We start from the raw sequence: 18607 nt of genomic DNA on the forward strand, positions 1-18607 counted from the left end.
TGCCGGATTGTAAGTTCGGTTTTGTTTATTATCAAACTCAGTTCGTCTACTTGCAACTCTTATTTAGAACAGCAAATCGTATTTTTGCAGATACAAATAAATATTATGACATTCAAACTTACAGAAGAACAATTGATGATACGCCAGGCTGCACACGACTTTGCCAATACAGAATGTCTTCCCGGGGTTATTGAGCGGGATGAAAAACAAAAATTTCCTTATGAGCAGGTAATAAAGCTGGCTGAATTAGGGTTTATGGGAATGATGGTTAGTCCTGATTATGGAGGCTCAGGCCTGGATACGGTAAGTTATGTTATTGCTATGGAAGAAATAAGTAAGGTAGATGCAAGTACCAGCGTTTGTATGAGTGTAAATAATAGTTTGGTTTGTTATGGTATTGAGGCATTTGGCACTGAGGAACAAAAGAAGAAATATTTGACCCCGCTTGCGCAAGGTCGCAAAGGTGGTGAATTATATATTGGCGCTTTTTTATTGAGTGAGCCGGAAGCCGGAAGTGACGCTACTTCGCAGAGAACAACGGCTGTAGCTAAAGACGATCATTATGTTATTAATGGCGTTAAAAACTGGATCACCAATGGCAATAGTGCTTCGGTATATCTCGTGTTTGCACAAACGGATCTTACTAAAGGAAGCCGTGGGATAGATGTATTTATTGTTGAAAAAAACTGGCCCGGTGTTACTGTTGGACCAAAAGAAAATAAATTAGGGATACGTGGGAGTGATACACACAGTATCTCTTTCACCGATGTAAAAGTTCCTAAAGAAAACCGGGTTGGCAAACATGGTTTCGGGTTTAAGTTTGCAATGATGACGCTTTCCGGAGGCCGGATCGGTATTGCATCACAGGCATTAGGGCTTGCATCCGGAGCATTAGAAAGGTCTATCGCTTATTCAAAAGAAAGGAAAGCTTTTGGTACGGAAATAAAAAATCACCAGGTAATACAATTTAAAATTGCCGACATGGCAACAAGAGTGGAAGCCGCAAGACTGTTATGTTTCAGGGCTGCATGGCAAAAAGATAAAGGCGAAGATTATACTGAAAGCGCAGCAATGGCAAAAGTGTTTGCAAGCGAAACAGCCATGTGGGTAACTACAGAAGCGATACAAATACACGGGGGTTATGGATATGTAAAAGAATACCATGTTGAAAGAATGATGCGGGATGCCAAGATTACCCAGATATACGAGGGCACCAGTGAAGTGCAAAGGATTGTTATCAGCCGCGGAATTTTAAAATGAGCTAACCGGTTATATTGTTATATCGTTTAATAGTTTATTTAGTTACCTGATTATTGAACTTCGTTTATCCATGCCTGTAAATTCTGAATTTTATAAAAATATTGTTGAAGAGTTAAAAACCAAAAACGTAACTCTCGTTGCAGTTTCAAAAACGAAACCTGCAGAAGAAATACTTGAATTATATAAACTTGGACAAAGAGATTTTGGTGAGAATTATGTGCAGGAATTAAGTGAAAAATATGAGCAGCTTCCAAAAGATATAAGGTGGCATTTTATCGGCCATCTTCAATCTAATAAAGTAAAATATATTGCTCCATTTGTTTCGTTGATACATGGAGTTGATAGTAAAAAATTATTAACAGAAATCAACAAACAAGGCGAAAAACTTAACCGCGTCATAGATTGTCTTTTACAGGTTCATATCGCAAGAGAAGAAACAAAATTTGGGTTGGATGAAAATGAGTTGCATGAATTACTTACCACGAATTACACGAATCTTACGCATGTAAGAATCCGTGGACTGATGGGAATGGCTTCCTTTACCGATGACATGGAAAAAGTCAGACATGAATTTAAAAGCCTGAAATTATTATTTGACAAGTATTCACTCGCCTTTCACAATTCACCATTCACTATTCTGAGCCTGGGCATGAGTGCTGACTATAAAATAGCAATTGAGGAAGGAAGCAACATGGTTAGGATTGGGAGTTTGTTGTTTGGAAAAAGATCATAATTTATAACACGAATTACAATCACGGAATACACGAATTAAAGCGCTTTTAATCTTTTAACATTTACAAATACAAATCTTTTTTACAATACCATAAATTTGATATTGAATAAATATTTCTTAAGTGAGTACAACAGCAATCAATCATAGGTTCGAGGCAGAAAAGAACAGGAAAGCCCTGATGTATACTACAGGGATTGTTGGGCTGTTTCTCATCATTGCAATATTTTATACATGGCCGTTATTGATTCCTCCTACGCCGCCGGTACAGGATTTAATTGATGTCAATCTTGGCAATGAGCAGGAAGGAATGGGCAATATTCAACCATTGGTAAAAGGAGAAAGAGCGCCGGATAATCAAAGTATGGAATCACACCAAAAAGCGGCTAAAGTAACGGAAGCCCCTACACGAAATGTGCAGGCCGATGAAAATAATGATGATAAAGAAGCTGCACCCGTTACAAAAGTGGAGAAGCCCAAGGAAGATGCAAAAGATATTAATAAGTCAAGCACCAATAAAGTAACCAAAAAAATTAATCCGTCCCCTGTTTTAAATCCAAATCCGGCGCCACCCAAACCTAAACTGCCTTTGTATAAAGGTGGTAACGGAAATGGTGGTAATGGCGCAACAGAAGATAATGGATATAGAAACCAGGGCTATAAACCCGGTAATGGAGATGCAGGAAGTCCGGATGGAAAACCTGATGCATACGGAAATTCTCCCGGCGGAAGAAGTGGTGTGAGCGTAGTGCGTGGGCTGTCGGGAAGAAGAATTATTCATTTTCCCAGCATGACGGATGATTTTAATGAAAATGCAAAAGTATATGTAGATATAAAAGTAAATGCCGGCGGAAAGGTTGTTGATGCAGGCATTGCCCGTGGAACAACCACTTCCAACAGTTCTCTCAGGAACATCGCCATAGAAAAAGCAAAGGAATTAAAATTCCCTCCCAGCCAAAATGATGTGGAAAGCGGAACAATACTTTTTGTGTTTGTTTTGAAGAACTAAGTGAGAAACGCACGCTATAGAATGTTAGATGTATTACACTCCAAATTATCCAATTAGGTAATTATTTATCCTGTTGGCTGATTATATTTGCTTCCTATGGATTACGGGCAAACAATACACTATCTCTACAACAAACTTCCTTTATACAGCACCATTGGCATTAAAGCTTACAAAGCCGATTTAAATAATACAATTGCTCTCTGCGAATATCTGGGAGATCCTCAAAATAAAATAAAAACGATCCATATTGCAGGAACTAACGGCAAGGGCTCCGCGAGCCATATGCTTGCTGCAGTCTTTCAGCAAAGTGGCTACAATACCGGTTTATATACTTCTCCTCACCTTAAGGACTTCAGGGAAAGAATTAAACTAAACGGAGAAATGATACCTCAGGATTTTGTGATTGATTTTGTTGAAAGAACGAAAACATTTTCCAATGAAATAAATCCCTCATTTTTTGAACTCACTTTTGTAATGGCGCTTGAATATTTTGCCCAACAAAAAGTGGATATTGCAATTATCGAAACCGGCCTTGGCGGCAGGCTTGACAGCACGAATGTTATAACGCCGGAAGTTGCAATTATTACCAACATTGGATTTGACCATATGGATATTTTAGGAGATACGATTGAAAAAATTGCCACTGAAAAAGCGGGAATTATCAAACAAAATATTCCGGTTATAATTGGTGAAACGCTGCCGTCAACAAAAACTATTTTCCTGGAAAAAGCGGCAGAAAAAAATGCTCCTGTTTTTTTTGCCGAAGAAGCGTTTAAAATAATTTCAGCTACACCGGTGAGTGAAAAACTGGAAGTAGAAATCCTTCCTAACAATACTGCAAAAACGAAAATTTATAATCTCGATTTACCTGCACTGTACCAGGCAAAAAACCTGCGCACAGTTCTTACAGCCCTTGATGTATTGCAAAATAAATATCTTTTAAAAGAAGAAAATATTAAATATGCACTAAGTCATGTAAAAGATATAACGGGCTTGCATGGACGCTGGGAGGTTATTCAACGCAATCCTTTGGTAGTTCTGGATGTTGCGCATAACGTTGATGGAATACAACAATTAATTAACCAGATTAATAACAGTTCTTATAAAGCTCTTCATATTGTTTTCGGAATGGTAAAGGACAAAGAGATTGAAAAGGTTTTGGAACTGCTTCCTAAGAATGCAACTTATTATTTTACCAAAGCCCAAATCCCAAGAGCTTTACCGGAGGAAGAATTATTGCAACGGGCACAAAAATTTAATTTAACCGGATCTTCTTATGATGAAGTAAATAAGGCCCTGAATGCGGCTATGGATACAGCAACTGAAGAAGATATGATTATTGTTTGCGGGAGTGTATTTGTAGTAGGAGAAGTTAATTAAGTGCTTAATTGCCCATTGCCATTTGCTTATTGCTTATCGCCTTTTATATTTCTCCCATCCTTCTTAGTGCATAAAAAATACAATTTGCATGCATTGATTGAGCAATTTTATTTTCCAGAAAGAGTCCCTTTAATTCATCCAAAGGAATTATTACTACTTCAATATCTTCATTGTGATCAAGCTGTTGAATACCCGTTCTTTTTCCACCCGTTGCAAGAAACAAAGCTGTATAATTATTTAACACGCCGGGGTTGGCGGCTATTAATCCAACCTGTTCAATAGACGAAAATTGATAACCCGTTTCTTCCATCAATTCTCTTGCTACCGCTATTTCAGGTGACTCGTTTTCATCAATAAACCCGCCCGGTAATTCAAGTAACACTTCTTCTACCGGGTGCCTGTATTGCTTTACCATCAAAACGTTTCCGTCTTCCGTAATGGCTAACGCACAGGCAGTCTTTGGCAATTCCACTACAAAATATTCTTCTATAATTTTTCCATCCGGCGCCAGGCATTTGTCTTTTCTTGCAGTAAAATATTTATGTTTCGATATATATTCGGAGGATAATGTTTCCCATTTCATATTAAATAATTTATTACACGAATTTTGGGCACGAATTACACGAATTATAATAGTTATCTCAGTTATATAATTTTTCCTTGAACCGGGCTATCCCAGGAATTTCACAAAAAGCATTCGTGTAATTCATGTTTTATAGTTTGTGTAATAAAAAATTTAGCTCCATTTCATTCGTTCACGAAGTTTCACAATATGCGCAGTGTGATGAAGGCCATGCCAGGAATAACTTTTCAGCAATTCCCATAAACTAAGTTTTCTTTTTCTGTCAGGATGATACACCGAACGCTGCCATTGACCCTCTGTCATATCGTACATTAATTGATACCACCTTGCGTGCAACGCATGCAGCAACGTTAATGAAATATTGATGGGTAAATTTTGGGTATCAGGTAACAATGCCCAGGCTTCCTGGTCGTAAGGTTTAATTACAGGATTATCTTCTGTTAATGCAAGTTTAAAACGCGCATAGGCATTGATATGGCTGTCGGCAACATGATGAACTAACTGATGCACCGTCCACCCACCAGGCCTGTACGGAGTTTTAAGCTGATCTTCATCTAAGCCCTGGACCGCAAACTCCAGCATTGCAGGAAGCATTTTGATATCATTCAGCAACTTATGCTTTAAAGCATCACCATACAGGTCATTATATACATCACTTTCCTCCTCTAAACCTATTGGATAACTTAGACGTTGTTCTTCGTTCTCCATAAAAAAAATTATTTATTATGCACAATATCCAAAAGCTCAATGGTAAACACCAATGCTGCTCCTCCAGGTATTGCGCCACCAGCGCCACGATCGCCATATCCTAATTCTGAAGGAATGTATAATTTCCATTTACTGCCAACCGGCATTAATTGTAAAGCTTCTGTCCAGCCACGTATTACGCCGCCTACCGGAATAGTTAACGCCTCATTTCTTTTGTAAGAATTGTCAAATTCCTTTCCATCAATTAACGAACCAATATAATTTGCTTTTACTGTATCGGTTGCTGTTGGAACAAGGCCGGTTCCCTTGGTAATTATTTCGTATTGCAAGCCACTTGGCAAGGTAATTACACCGGGCCTCTTTTTATTTTCTTCTAAGAACTTAGTACTTTTTTCTTTTTCCGCATTTGTTTTTTGTGCCATAAATTCCTGGAGTTTAGTTTGAATAGTCATATTACATTGTTCTGGCGAAATTAAAAGTTTTTTATTGTTATATACATCCTCGTAAGCTTTTTTAACCATGGCCGGGTTTATATTTTCCGCTCCCTGGGCTTTGTAATATTCAGCGGTCTGCACTCCCATTGCATAACTCAGGCTATCTGCTGTGCTAAGAGTTACTTTCGCCGGTGTCTTTTTAACAGCAGGTTTTGATGCGGGCTTTTTCGTTTGCGCATAACAAACAGAGAATAGTACGGGTAAAATAAATAGTATTTTTTTCATTGGGGTTTATTTAAAAAATTTGTTCGGCAAAATAACGGATTTACAACAGTAATATTTCTTAATCTTCTCTGAAATCTTTTCCGGTGAGGTTAATAAATACATCTTCCAGGTTAGCGGATTTGGTAACCTTTGGCCTTTCGAAGCCTGAAGCGACAAGATCATCAATTAATTTATCGGGGGATTGAAGAGCAATTATTTTTCCTTCATCCATAATCGCCACCCGATCACAAAGCTGCTCCGCTTCATCCATATAATGCGTGGTGATGATAACGGTGGTGCCTTTATCTCTTATCGTTTTAATGAGCTCCCACAAATTACGCCGGGCCTGCGGATCAAGGCCTGTAGTAGGTTCATCTAAAAAAATAATCCTGGGGTGATTAATTAAAGTAGTTGCAATGGAAAAGCGCTGTTTTTGGCCGCCACTCATTTCTTTATATTTATTCTTAGCCTTGTCTTTCAGGTTTACCATTTCCAGCAATTGCATTGAATCGGTTTTCGTATTGTATAATCCACAAAAAAGATCAATCAATTCAAGAAGATTAAGGCCTGGATAAAACCCAGAGGTTTGTAGTTGTACACCGATTATCTTTTTTATTTTTTCCGGTGACTTATCAAGGTCTAATCCATCAACAATAATTTTACCGGAAGTTTTATCACGAAGCGTTTCTATTATCTCCAGCGTGGTAGATTTGCCCGCTCCGTTGGGACCAAGCAATCCAAATATTTCCCCTGCATATACATCAAAAGAAATTCCTTTTACGGCTTCAAACTTGCCATAATTTTTTTTAAGATCTTTTACTGAAATAATTGTTTCCATTTTTTTCTTTATTACACGAATTATCTTTATTGTTTTCTTATTCATTATAGTGTGTCCTCTTGCCCATTGCCTATTGACTACTGACTATTGACAACTCACCATTCTAAATACTGACACCAAGACATACTTCCAGCTCCGCCATCATTGCAGCACTCCCAATAAATAAAGGGGTACGCTCATGTAATTCGGTTGGTTGTTTTTCGAGTATTCTTTGGGTTCCATCTGTTGCTTTTCCACCTGCTATTTCAATTATATAAGCTAGCGGATTGCACTCGTAAAGCAATCGCAATTTGCCTTTCGGCTTTTGTGCAGTTCCGGGATACATAAAAATTCCTCCACGTATCAAATTACGATGTACATCAGATACCATGCTGCCAATATATCTTTGCGTGTATGGCCCGCCGTTAGATTTATTTTTTTTCTGGCAAATATCGATATAGGCTTTAACTTCTTCGCTATATTGAAAAAAGTTACCATGGTTTACAGAATACATTCTGCCGGTTTCGGGACACCGGATATTAGGATGGCTTAAACAAAATTCTCCAATAGATTGATCTAAGGTAAAACCATTAACTCCTCTTTTTGTTGCATATACAAGAATGGTGGATGAGCCATAAATAATGTATCCTGCCGCTACCTGGCGCATGCCCGGTTGTAAAAAATCTTTAATAGTTAACGAAGTTCCCGTTTCACTTACCCGCCGATAGACGCTAAAAATTGTTCCGATAGATACATTCACATCAATATTGGTGCTTCCATCCAGCGGATCAAACATGCAGATATATTTAGAGTTCCTGCTGATTTCATTATCAAAAATAACTACATCATCCAACTCTTCACTTGCGATGCCTGCACAACTTATTCCATGTCTTAATACCCGTGTAAATTGGTCGTTTGCAAACTCATCTAATTTTTTTACCTCTTCTCCTTGTATATTCACATTCCCGGTATCTCCCAAAATATCAACGAGCCCTGCTTTATTCACCTCAACATTCACCCGCTTTGCCGCGAGGCCTATATCTCGCAAAAGTCCCGCCAGTTCACCGGTTGCTTTTGGAAATGCCCGCATTTCTCTTATCGTAAATTCATCTAAGGTTAATACCTGCCTGTTAACCATATATAACGTTCAATTGATTTTTTTGAAAGGAAACAAAAATAGGTGAATTAATTAATTCGCTGTTTTTTGAATACACATCGTTTCGTATTTAAAAGAATTGCAGGAAACTTGTTTATTAAATAAGTATAAACGTGGCTATCATAAAAATTTAAATAGCATTAATAATTCATTTTACTTTGCTACGCTAAAAGTTAAATTTTATTATGAAGGTGTTTAAATTCGGAGGTGCCAGCATAAATAGTTTTGAACGAATTCAAAATCTCGCAACAATCCTGGAAGAATATAAGAATGAAAAAATTTTAATTGTTATTTCGGCCATGGGCAAAATGACCAACGCACTTGAGAAAGTTACTGAGGCCTTTTATTCAGGCAAAAAAGCAGACGCTCTCCGGCTTTTTGAAAAGATAAAACAGAATCATTTGACCTTATTAAAATATGCCGTTACACAACAGTGGGAAGCAGCTACTAATGACCTTCTCAATTTCTTCACAGAAGTAGAATGGCTGTTACATGATAAGCCAGTGAAAGAATACAATTATTATTACGACCAGGTTGTATGTGCCGGCGAACTTTTATCGAGCACTATTGTAAGTTATTTTTTAAACGAAGAAAAAATACTAAACAAGTGGATTGACGTAAGAGATTTGCTTCGTACAGATAATACATTCAGGGAAGCGGTGATCGACTGGCCCGTAACCCGGCAAAAAATTGAAGAAAAAATTCTTCCTCTTTTTAGGGAAACTGACCTTGTTATTACACAGGGTTTTATTGGATCTAGCAACGAAAATGAAAGCACTACACTGGGCCGCGAGGGCAGCGATTATACGGCTGCTGTTTTTGCTAATATTTTAAATGCAGAAAGTGTTACTATCTGGAAAGATGTGGAAGGAGTAATGAACGCTGATCCCAAAGATTTGCCGGGCGCAGTTAATATCCCTGAACTCAGTTATAAGGAAGTGATAGAAATGGCATACTATGGCGCCCAGGTAATTCATCCTAAAACTATAAAGCCTTTACAAAATAAAAATATTCCTTTGCATGTAAAAAGTTTTATAGAACGGCAGCTACCCGGTACCGTTATAACGGGAAAGAATCCGCATCATTTGCCTCCTATTATTGTATATAAACGTAACCAGGTATTAATGACGTTTGAATCCAAAGATTTTTCATTTGTGGAAGGCAAACCGGTAAACACTTTATACGAAATTCTTGAGGATATAAAAATAAAACCCAATCTTACTCAAAACGCCGCCATAAGCCTGTATATATGTATGGATGATGTTGCGGAAAAAATTGAAAAAGTTGCGATGGAAGCATCCGGAATTTTTGATGTACAACTTGAGAAAAATTTAACGCTGCTCACTATAAGGCATTACACCGCGGAATTTATAAATAAGTTAACTGAAAATAAAACCATTGTATTACAACAAAAAACCGCTAATACAATACAGGTGTTAATGAGGGAAATTTAATCTATAACATAATCGCCTTTGCGATCGATTAATACAAGCGGCACCTGGTGGGTATCTTCAAACTTGTCGTAAGCACCTTTTAACTCCATCGCAAATTTTTGTAACGAAGGATTATTTTTTGCAGTTGTTTTAAAATATTCCATCGACCTTCTTGAGTTATACCTGAAAGGAAATACATGCACGGGAATAAAATCTTCGCCATTCGATTTTGCATAGCTTGCAATAATATAAATCTCTTCAATCTCCTCATCCGTAACGGGAATACACCCTACAGACACGCAACTGCCATGAATATAAATAGAATTACCGGGGCGAAGTGAATCACTTAAAATCCTGTCGGACGCATTAGGATAGTTTAATCCAAGCGCAAGATGATAATTGCTATGCGGATTAAATTCATTAATATAATAAAAGCCTTCGGGCACCTGGTAATCGCCCTGCAATCTTTTAGGGCCCATTGTGCCGCTTTGCATACAAACTTTATAAGTTTTGAAAAGCTTGTATCTTTCTTTGGGGGCATTTTTTACCCACACTTCAAGTTGCGCATCATACTTAAAACTGCGGATGTAAACGTATTTTGCGGGCCATTCCAATCCTTTGGCAGCGAACTCTTTTTGCAGGGTGTCTTCCTTGCTATTAAAAATACTGGCAAGCCTGAATGATGATTTCTCCTGTGCCACAAAAGAGTTTTGCGCATTTGAAATAAATGAGGTAAAAAAAATTACTAAGAAAGTGAAAATAAAAGCAGAAATTCTACTAAGCATTTTTATTCAGATAGAAGATTATATGTTATAACGTAAAAGTAAATTTTTTATTGAAAAAAATAATTATTCCGCATTTTCTTAACTTATAATTATTCTAGATTATCACAGATTTCCACGCTCGGCCTGCTCTCTTTCAATGGCTTCAAAGAGCGCTTTAAAATTTCCTTTGCCAAAGCTTTGGGCACCCTTACGCTGAATAATCTCAAAAAACAGTGTGGGTCGGTCTTCCACAGGTTTACTGAAAATCTGCAGAAGATATCCCTCATCGTCTTTATCTATTAAAATTCCCAATTCACTCAAAGGCTTAAGGTCTTCATCTATGTGTCCAACCCTGTCTAAAACCGTTGCATAATAACTGGCAGGAATTTTTAAAAATTCCACTCCCCTTCCCTTCAGTTTTGTAACCGTGTCAATGATGTTATTAGTAGCAATTGCAATATGCTGGCAACCTTCCCCATTGTAAAATTCCAGATATTCTTCTACCTGGCTTTTTTTCTTCCCTTCAGCGGGTTCATTAATAGGAAATTTCACATACCCATTACCGTTACTCATTACTTTACTCATCAATGCTGAATATTCTGTTGATATGTCTTTATCATCGAAGCTCAATATATTTCTGAAACCCATAACCTCTTCGTAAAATTTCACCCACTTGTTCATTTGGTTCCAGCCGACATTTCCGACACAGTGATCCACATACAAAAGCCCGGTTTCTGATGGATTATAATCGGTTTCCCATTTCCTAAAACCCGGCATAAAGACACCGGAGTAATTTCTTCTTTCAATAAAAAGATGAACTGTTTCTCCATAGGTATAAATGCCGCTCATAACCACTTCACCATTTTCGTCCTTTAAAGTTGTCGGCTGAATGTAGCTTTTTCCACCACGTTGGGTGGTTTCTTCCCACGCGCTGGTTGCGTCTTCCACTTTTAATGCAAGAACTTTTACGCCATCGCCATGTTTATTAATATGATCAGCAATTTCATTATCCTTTCTAAGCGGGGTAGTTAAAATAAACGTGAGTTTGTTTTGCCGTATCACATAACTTGCCCTGTCTTTTAAACCCGTTTCAGGGCCGGCATAAGCAAGCGATTGAAAGCCAAAAGCTGTTTTATAATAATGCGCCGCCTGCTTTGCATTACCTACATAAAATTCCACATAATCTGTTCCAAGCAAAGGCAAAAAATCTTCTTCTTTTTTTTCCTTCTTTGATATTGCTATCGCTGATGTTTCCATGTAATTTTAATTTGCACAAAGATAAAAAATTAAAGAGCATCCTTACCCAATAGTTCGTGTTGACATTTTGAGAATTCTATAATCTATTTCACAATTTGCTTCATATCAAATGAGATTTTAATATTTGTAAATCGGGAACATTTATCTTGCAGAAAATTTTTAAATGAAGATTGGCATATTAGGCGGTGGGCAATTAGGAAAAATGTTGTTGCAGGCGGGAGCTAATTATCCTGTGGAAACTTATGTAATGGAAAACGACGCAGAATGCCCGGCTGCGCATCTTTGTCATCATTTTACAAAGGGCGACATAACTAATTATGATGATGTTTATAATTTCGGCAAACATCTGGATGCAGTAACGATAGAAATAGAATCGGTGAATGTTGATGCACTTCAAAAACTGGAATCAGAGGGAATTAAAGTTTACCCCAGGCCATCTGCATTGGCAACCATTAAAAATAAGATTCTTCAAAAGCAATTCTATTCGTCCATAAATGTTCCTTCTTCTTCTTTTATAATCACTCAAAATAAAAATGAATTAAAATACCACATAAGCTTTTTGCCGGCGGTTCACAAAATTGGTATGGGTGGTTATGATGGACGGGGTGTGGTGGTTATTAATAATGAAAAGCAAATTGAGAATGGATTTGATGCACCTGCGGTATTAGAGAAACTGATGGATATTAAAAAAGAAATCGCTTTAATTGTTGCAGTAAATGAAGCAGGCGAAACCGCGTTATATCCCCCGGTTGAAATGATTTTTAATAAAGATTTTAATTTGTTACAATACCAGCTGAGCCCTGCTGCAATAAATGAAAAAACATTATGGAAAGCAGAAGCGATAGCACTAACAGTTGTAAAAAACTTTAATAGCCCGGGCCTGTTTGCAGTTGAAATGTTTATTGACATGGCGGACAATGTTTGGGTAAATGAAACCGCACCGAGGGTTCATAACAGCGGGCATCATACGATTGAAGGAAATTATTGCTCACAGTTTGATATGTTATGGAGAATTATGCTTAATTATCCATTAGGAAACACGGGCCATATTATGACTTCAGCAATGGTAAACCTGATAGGGGAAGAAAACTGTGCCGGTAAGGTAAAATATGAGGGACTGCCAGATTTATTAAAGATTGAAAATGTATTTGTTCATATCTACGGTAAGAAGGATACAAAGCCCGGAAGAAAAATGGGACATGTAACCATATTAAGCAATGAAAGACAGGAACTTATACATACGGCCAATAAAATAAAACATATATTGAAAGTAATTGCAGAATAATGTTTATTAAGCGAAGGTTTTGTAATTTTTCGGCGTCTTATTCATCATCTATACAAAAAATCAGAAATCTACCTAATGAAATTGAAGTACTGGAAACTCCTGGCAGGGATTCTTTTTTTATTTTACATCTCCTCTTGCAGCAATAAATCAAACGACCAGTCAGATCTTCCCAAAAATATAAAAAGGCCGGGAGCAAATGCGTCATTGGCAGTTGAAGGATATGTTGTAACACCCTCCGTACTAAATTCTAAGATTGATGTGGCAGGAACCTTATTACCTTTTGAAGAAACAGAAATTCATCCCGAAGTTGCGGGAAAAGTTGTGATGCTTTCCATTAAAGAAGGCAGCGTAGTAAAAAGGGGGACATTACTGGCCAGGCTTTTTGATGGCGACCTGCGGGCACAGCTCCATAAATTAGCGGTGCAACTGGAAGTTGCTGATAAAACACAAGCGCGCCAGGATGAATTATTAAAAATAGGAGGTATCAGCCAGGCGGATTATGATTTAAGTGTACTTAGCGTAAGTAGCATAAAAGCCGATATGCAGGTGCTCCAGGCATCTATCGATAAGACAATGATTCGTGCACCTTTTGACGGGAAGATCGGTTTTAAAAATATAAGCATAGGGGCCTACGTAACCCCGGCCACTATTGTGACCACTATCCGCCAGATTAATAAATTAAAACTGGAATTCTCTGTCCCTGAAAAATACACCTCAAAAATAGCGCTGGGCCGTATAGTAAATTTCAGTACAGAATCTTCAGGAAAGAAATACGACGCTAAAATTGTTGCTACAGAATCAGGCATAACAGAAGAGAACCGTAGCCTGAAAGTACATGCTGTAGTGGAAAATGTTGACAATAACATAACATCCGGATCATTTGCAAAAGTAAATTTTGATATGGGTGATGATAATAACGCAATCATGATTCCTACTGAAGCGATCATTCCTCAGGCAAGAGATAAAAAAGTTATCGTGTATCATAATGGCGTAGCTGGTTTCAATACTGTAACCACCGGCGTACGGGATTCGGCTAGGGTTGAAATCTTAAAGGGCATTAATATTGGGGATACAGTAATTACAACCGGGCTATTAAACATTAAACCAGGAAGTAAAATCAGTATTTCATCTTTAAAAAAGTAACGTACAAGTGAATATATCTCATACCAGTTTACGTCGTCCTGTTTTTGCCATTGTAATGAACCTGGTAATTGTTTTATTTGGCGTAATAGGATTTAAATTTTTAGGCGTAAGAGATTATCCGGCTATTGACCCGCCTAATATTTCGGTACGTACCTCCTATGCCGGTGCTAACTCCGACATTATTGAATCGCAGATAACAGAACCCCTGGAAAAGGCCATCAATGGTATTGCCGGGGTAAAAAATATAACTTCTTCAAGCAGCGAAGGAAACAGCAGCATTAACGTAGAATTTGAATTGGGCGTTGATCTCGAAACTGCGGCTAACGATGTACGTGATAAAGTGTCACAGGCAACGCGACAACTGCCCCAGGATATAGATGCACCTCCCGTTATTTCCAAAGCAGATGCTAATGCGCAGCCCATAATTGCAGTTACTGTACAAAGTACCAAACGTAATCTTCTTGAAGTAACCGAATATGCCGAAAATAATATTGTTGAGCGCATACAAACCATTCCGGGTGTAAGTTCAGTGTCTGTGTGGGGCGAAAAAAGATATGCTATGCGTCTTTGGTTTAAGCCCGATAAATTAAATGCTTACGGACTTACAACAGATGATGTGCAACAAGCCCTGCTTACTCAAAGTGTAGAGCTTCCCGCAGGGAAAATTTATGGAAACACTACTGAACTCTCTGTAAGAACCTTCGGAAAATTAAATACTGAAGATCAATTTAATAATCTTGTTATAAAAAATATAGGTGGCGTAAACGTAAAATTGAGCGATGTTGCTGATGTGGTTTTAGGCCCCGAGGACGAGGAATCAGGCTTAAAGGAAAGTGAGGTTCCAATGATAATGCTGGCAATAATTCCACAACCCGGCGCTAACTATGTTTCTATTTCCAATGAGTTTTATAAAAGATTAGCCAATATTAAAAAGGAGCTTCCACCGGATTTTAAACTTGATATCGGGATGGATCAAACTGTGTTTATCAAGCGCTCTATTTCCGAAGTAAAAGAAACACTTTTTATAGCGTTAGGCCTGGTAATTCTCATCATTTATTTATTTTTCCGCGATTGGATCATAGCCCTTCGCCCTCTGCTCGATATTCCGGTTTCTTTGATAGGAGCTTTCTTTATAATGTATCTTTTTGGCTTTACTATAAACGTGCTTACACTTCTTGCTGTTGTATTGGCAACGGGCCTTGTAGTGGATGACGGAATAGTGGTCACTGAAAATATTTTCAAAAAAATTGAACGGGGTATGAACAAATACCAGGCGGCAAGAGAAGGTTCGAAAGAAATATATTTTGCCGTTATTTCTACCTCTATCACGCTCGCCATAGTTTTTTTACCCATTATATTTTTACAAGGTTTTGTTGGAAGGCTTTTCCGCGAATTCGGGATTGTTGTTGCGGGTGCCGTACTCATCTCAGCTTTTGTATCACTAACGCTAACGCCTGTACTCAATGTAAAACTTACCAGGAAAAAAATAGGTCATTCATGGTTTTATAAAAAAACGGAACCGTTTTTTAATGCGATGGAAAATGGCTACAAGAGAAACCTGGCATCTTTTATGAAAGTTAAGTGGATCGCTTTAATACTGGTTGGAATATGTTTTAGCATCATCTGGGTTATTTTTTCGAATATCCCATCCGAGCTTGCACCGTTAGAAGACCGCAATCAATTCAGAGTGGGAGTTACGGCGCCTGAAGGAACTTCTTATGATTATATGGATTCGTATATGGACAGCCTTACTCAAATGATCACTGATTCAGTTCCAGAAAAAACAAAAATGATAAGCCTTACCGCTCCCGGCTTTGGAGGTGGTGCGGTAAACAGCGGCTTCATCAGGGTAATGCTTACTGACCCGAAAGACCGCACCCGGTCTCAGCAACAGATAGTTGACATGGTGAACCGGGATATGAAAAAGTTTCCACAGGGTAAGGCTTATGCAACACAGGAACAAACAATTTCGGTAGATCGTCGCGGAGGCCCCCCGATACAGTTTGTAATTCAAAATAATGATTTTGATAAAATAAAAAGTGTGCTTCCCGAATTTTTGAATGAAGTAAATAAAAGCCCCGTATTTGAAGGAGCAGATGTTGATCTCAAATTTAATAAGCCCGAACTGCGTGTTAATATTGACAGATTACGGGCAAGTGAATTAGGGGTAAATGTGGATAATATTTCGCAAGCCCTCGAACTTGCTTATAGCGACAGAAGACTCGGGTATTTTTTAAAATCAGGAAAGCAGTATGAAGTATTAGGACAGGTAGATCGCAGCGACAGAGACGATCCAAACGACCTAAGTAAGATTATGGTGAAAAACAGCCGCGGCGAAAATATAAGGCTTGATAACTTAGTAGCTACGACGGAGGCTTCTGCCCCGCCGACCATTTATCATTTCAACAGGTATAAATCGGCAACTATCTCAGCGGGTCTTACTTCCGGCCACACTGTTGGCGACGGTATAAAAGAGATGCAAAGAATCTCAAAAAAATTATTGGACGAATCCTTTACAACTGCGCTCAGCGGAACGTCAAGAGATTATGCTGAAAGCTCGGGTAATACGTTATTTGCGTTTGTGCTGGCGTTAGTATTGATATACCTTGTTCTCTCGGCACAATTTGAAAGTTTTATAGATCCTTTTATCATTATGATTACAGTTCCGCTGGCATTGGCGGGGGCCTTGTTATCTCTTTGGATATTCGGGCAAACATTTAATATTTTTTCTCAAATAGGCATGATTATGCTTATAGGGTTGGTTACTAAAAATGGAATATTGATTGTAGAATTTGCCAATCAAAAAAGAAAGGCAGGCATGGGTAAAGTTGAAGCAGTTATTGAATCAGCATTCTCAAGGTTACGGCCTATTTTAATGACGAGCCTTGCCATGTCTTTGGGGGCCCTGCCACTGGCGCTTTCAATTGGCGATGCCTCTACCAGCCGTATACCGTTAGGTGTGGTAATTGTAGGTGGTATTCTATTTTCTTTGATACTTACCTTATTTGTTGTGCCGGCTATGTATGCTTTTCTTTCATCAAAAAAAACACCGATACATGAGGCGCTTTCGTAAAATATTTCTTTTAATTTTTATACAGTTCTTTGTTTTTCATTATCATCTTTTCGCACAGGATAGTTTATTAACTGCAGATGAAGCGGTGAAATATGCCATTCAACATAATTTCGGAATTACAATTAGTAAAAATGAAATTGATATTGGGAAAATAAATAACAACTGGGCAAACGCAGGCGCCGTGCCACTTGTAAACGCTACAGCTAATAAAGTAGTTGGAGTAAATAATCTCCAGCAAAAATTAAACAATGGAACCGTAATTACTAAAAACGGTAATACCACTCAAAATTTCAATGCGGGTTTAGCTGTAAACTGGACAGTATTTGATGGGCTTAAAATGTTTGCAACAAAAAGAAGACTCGAAGAGTTGGAAAGAAACGGGGAATATGCTTTCAAGAAAAATTTAAATGAAACCGTTTATAATGTTATTTCCTCTTATTATAATGTTGTTACAATTAATGAACAAATAAAATCAACCCTTGAACAAATAACATTATACCGCGACCGCAACGATCTTGCGCAACGCAGGTTGGAAATAGGAACTGGCGCAAAATATGAAGTACTGGAAGCACAGGTTGATTTGAATGAACAATATTCCCTCCTGTTATCATTGCAAAATTCATTGGCATTAGCTAAGACGTCATTGAATAACCTGATGGGAAAGATCCCTGACACCTCTTACAATGTTGTTGATACAATTACAGTAAACGAATTACCAACTATTGAAAATGCTCAAACTAAAATTGCAAAGCAAAATCCGGATATCCTTTTAGCCAACAGTGATCTTACCATTTTATTTGAAACCAAAAAAGAAATTAATGCAGAAAGGCTGCCGGTAGTAACCCTGAATGGTTTCTATAATTTTGCCCGAAATAAAAATGGCGCAGGTTTTACTTTACTTAACCAAACATACGGGCCTTCGGGCTCAGTTGGTGTAGCGTTGCCATTATTTAGGGGTAGTGTTGTAAAAAAGCAACTAGCCGTTACCGATATACAAATAAAAAACCAGCAAATTACGCAGGCGCAAATAAAAAATAACATTGAAACCTTGTTGAGAAATGCCTATATAAATTATAATAACTCATTAAAGCTGGTTGACCTTGAAAAGAGCAACCTCGTATTAGCAACAGAGAATATTTATATTGCCAACGAGCGTTACAAAAAATTAAACATTACTTCTGTAGAACTTCGTCAAATACAGATAAGTTACAGCGATGCCAAGAACAGGTTGTACAATGCATTGAACCAGGCAAAGCTGGCAGAAGCACAGGTTGCTTTACTTACGGGAGATATTGCCAATCTTTAAGAGAA

At 37.9% G+C, this 18607-nt stretch carries 16 protein-coding genes; 9 read left to right on the top strand and 7 right to left on the bottom strand.

What is annotated here, in order from left to right:
* Positions 1-105 precede the first annotated feature (105 nt).
* From FW778_RS03015 to FW778_RS03030, 4 genes are all read left to right on the top strand, one after another.
* Entirely contained in the window at positions 106-1260 is a 1155-nt protein-coding gene (locus FW778_RS03015; protein ID WP_150413114.1) for an acyl-CoA dehydrogenase, read from the top strand.
* 70 nt (positions 1261-1330) lie between these two features.
* On the top strand, positions 1331-1993 hold the full coding sequence (locus FW778_RS03020; RefSeq protein WP_150413115.1) for a YggS family pyridoxal phosphate-dependent enzyme: 663 nt from the start codon (positions 1331-1333) through the stop codon (positions 1991-1993).
* Between the two features lie 121 nt (positions 1994-2114).
* Complete coding sequence (locus FW778_RS03025) at positions 2115-2999, top strand: TonB C-terminal domain-containing protein (protein WP_150413116.1); 885 nt, start codon at positions 2115-2117, stop codon at positions 2997-2999.
* A 96-nt stretch (positions 3000-3095) separates the two neighbouring features.
* Positions 3096-4379 carry a bifunctional folylpolyglutamate synthase/dihydrofolate synthase gene (locus FW778_RS03030; protein ID WP_150413117.1) on the top strand — a complete coding sequence of 428 codons (1284 nt, stop codon included), beginning with the start codon at positions 3096-3098 and terminating at the stop codon, positions 4377-4379.
* A gap of 43 nt (positions 4380-4422) precedes the next feature.
* Here the strand turns inward: FW778_RS03030 and FW778_RS03035 are convergent, their stop codons facing one another.
* The 5 genes from FW778_RS03035 to fbp form a co-directional block, all read right to left on the bottom strand.
* Complete coding sequence (locus tag FW778_RS03035) at positions 4423-4962, bottom strand: NUDIX hydrolase (RefSeq protein WP_150413118.1); 540 nt, start codon at positions 4960-4962, stop codon at positions 4423-4425.
* 153 nt (positions 4963-5115) lie between these two features.
* Entirely contained in the window at positions 5116-5670 is a 555-nt protein-coding gene (locus FW778_RS03040) for a YfiT family bacillithiol transferase (RefSeq protein ID WP_150413119.1), read from the bottom strand.
* A gap of 8 nt (positions 5671-5678) precedes the next feature.
* On the bottom strand, positions 5679-6389 hold the full coding sequence (locus FW778_RS03045; protein WP_150413120.1) for an FKBP-type peptidyl-prolyl cis-trans isomerase: 711 nt from the start codon (positions 6387-6389) through the stop codon (positions 5679-5681).
* A gap of 58 nt (positions 6390-6447) precedes the next feature.
* Positions 6448-7206, bottom strand: coding sequence for an ABC transporter ATP-binding protein (locus tag FW778_RS03050; protein WP_150413121.1), 759 nt, complete (start codon positions 7204-7206; stop codon positions 6448-6450).
* A gap of 103 nt (positions 7207-7309) precedes the next feature.
* Entirely contained in the window at positions 7310-8323 is a 1014-nt protein-coding gene (gene fbp / locus FW778_RS03055; protein ID WP_150413122.1) for a class 1 fructose-bisphosphatase, read from the bottom strand.
* A 203-nt stretch (positions 8324-8526) separates the two neighbouring features.
* Between fbp and FW778_RS03060 the strand changes: the two genes are divergently transcribed.
* Entirely contained in the window at positions 8527-9795 is a 1269-nt protein-coding gene (locus FW778_RS03060) for an aspartate kinase (protein ID WP_150413123.1), read from the top strand.
* Here the strand turns inward: FW778_RS03060 and FW778_RS03065 are convergent.
* Together FW778_RS03065 and hppD are read right to left on the bottom strand one after the other, a co-directional pair.
* Positions 9792-10559 carry a L,D-transpeptidase family protein gene (locus tag FW778_RS03065; RefSeq protein ID WP_150413124.1) on the bottom strand — a complete coding sequence of 256 codons (768 nt, stop codon included), beginning with the start codon at positions 10557-10559 and terminating at the stop codon, positions 9792-9794. The genes FW778_RS03060 and FW778_RS03065 overlap by 4 nt on opposite strands.
* Positions 10560-10661: 102 nt before the next feature.
* Complete coding sequence (gene hppD, locus FW778_RS03070) at positions 10662-11795, bottom strand: 4-hydroxyphenylpyruvate dioxygenase (protein ID WP_150413125.1); 1134 nt, start codon at positions 11793-11795, stop codon at positions 10662-10664.
* A gap of 163 nt (positions 11796-11958) precedes the next feature.
* Between hppD and FW778_RS03075 the strand changes: the two genes are divergently transcribed.
* The 4 genes from FW778_RS03075 (at position 11959) to FW778_RS03090 (ending at position 18602) form a co-directional block, all read left to right on the top strand.
* Positions 11959-13080, top strand: coding sequence for a 5-(carboxyamino)imidazole ribonucleotide synthase (locus FW778_RS03075; protein ID WP_150413126.1), 1122 nt, complete (start codon positions 11959-11961; stop codon positions 13078-13080).
* 75 nt (positions 13081-13155) lie between these two features.
* Positions 13156-14223, top strand: a complete 1068-nt coding sequence (locus tag FW778_RS03080) for an efflux RND transporter periplasmic adaptor subunit (protein ID WP_150413127.1) — start codon at positions 13156-13158, stop codon at positions 14221-14223.
* 7 nt (positions 14224-14230) lie between these two features.
* Complete coding sequence (locus FW778_RS03085) at positions 14231-17296, top strand: efflux RND transporter permease subunit (RefSeq protein WP_150413128.1); 3066 nt, start codon at positions 14231-14233, stop codon at positions 17294-17296.
* Entirely contained in the window at positions 17280-18602 is a 1323-nt protein-coding gene (locus tag FW778_RS03090) for a TolC family protein (RefSeq protein ID WP_202552053.1), read from the top strand. The genes FW778_RS03085 and FW778_RS03090 overlap by 17 nt, the downstream gene beginning before the upstream one ends.
* The last annotated feature ends 5 nt before the right edge of the window (positions 18603-18607 follow it).

Source organism: Ginsengibacter hankyongi (assembly GCF_008710285.1).
GTDB lineage: Bacteria > Bacteroidota > Bacteroidia > Chitinophagales > Chitinophagaceae > Ginsengibacter > Ginsengibacter hankyongi.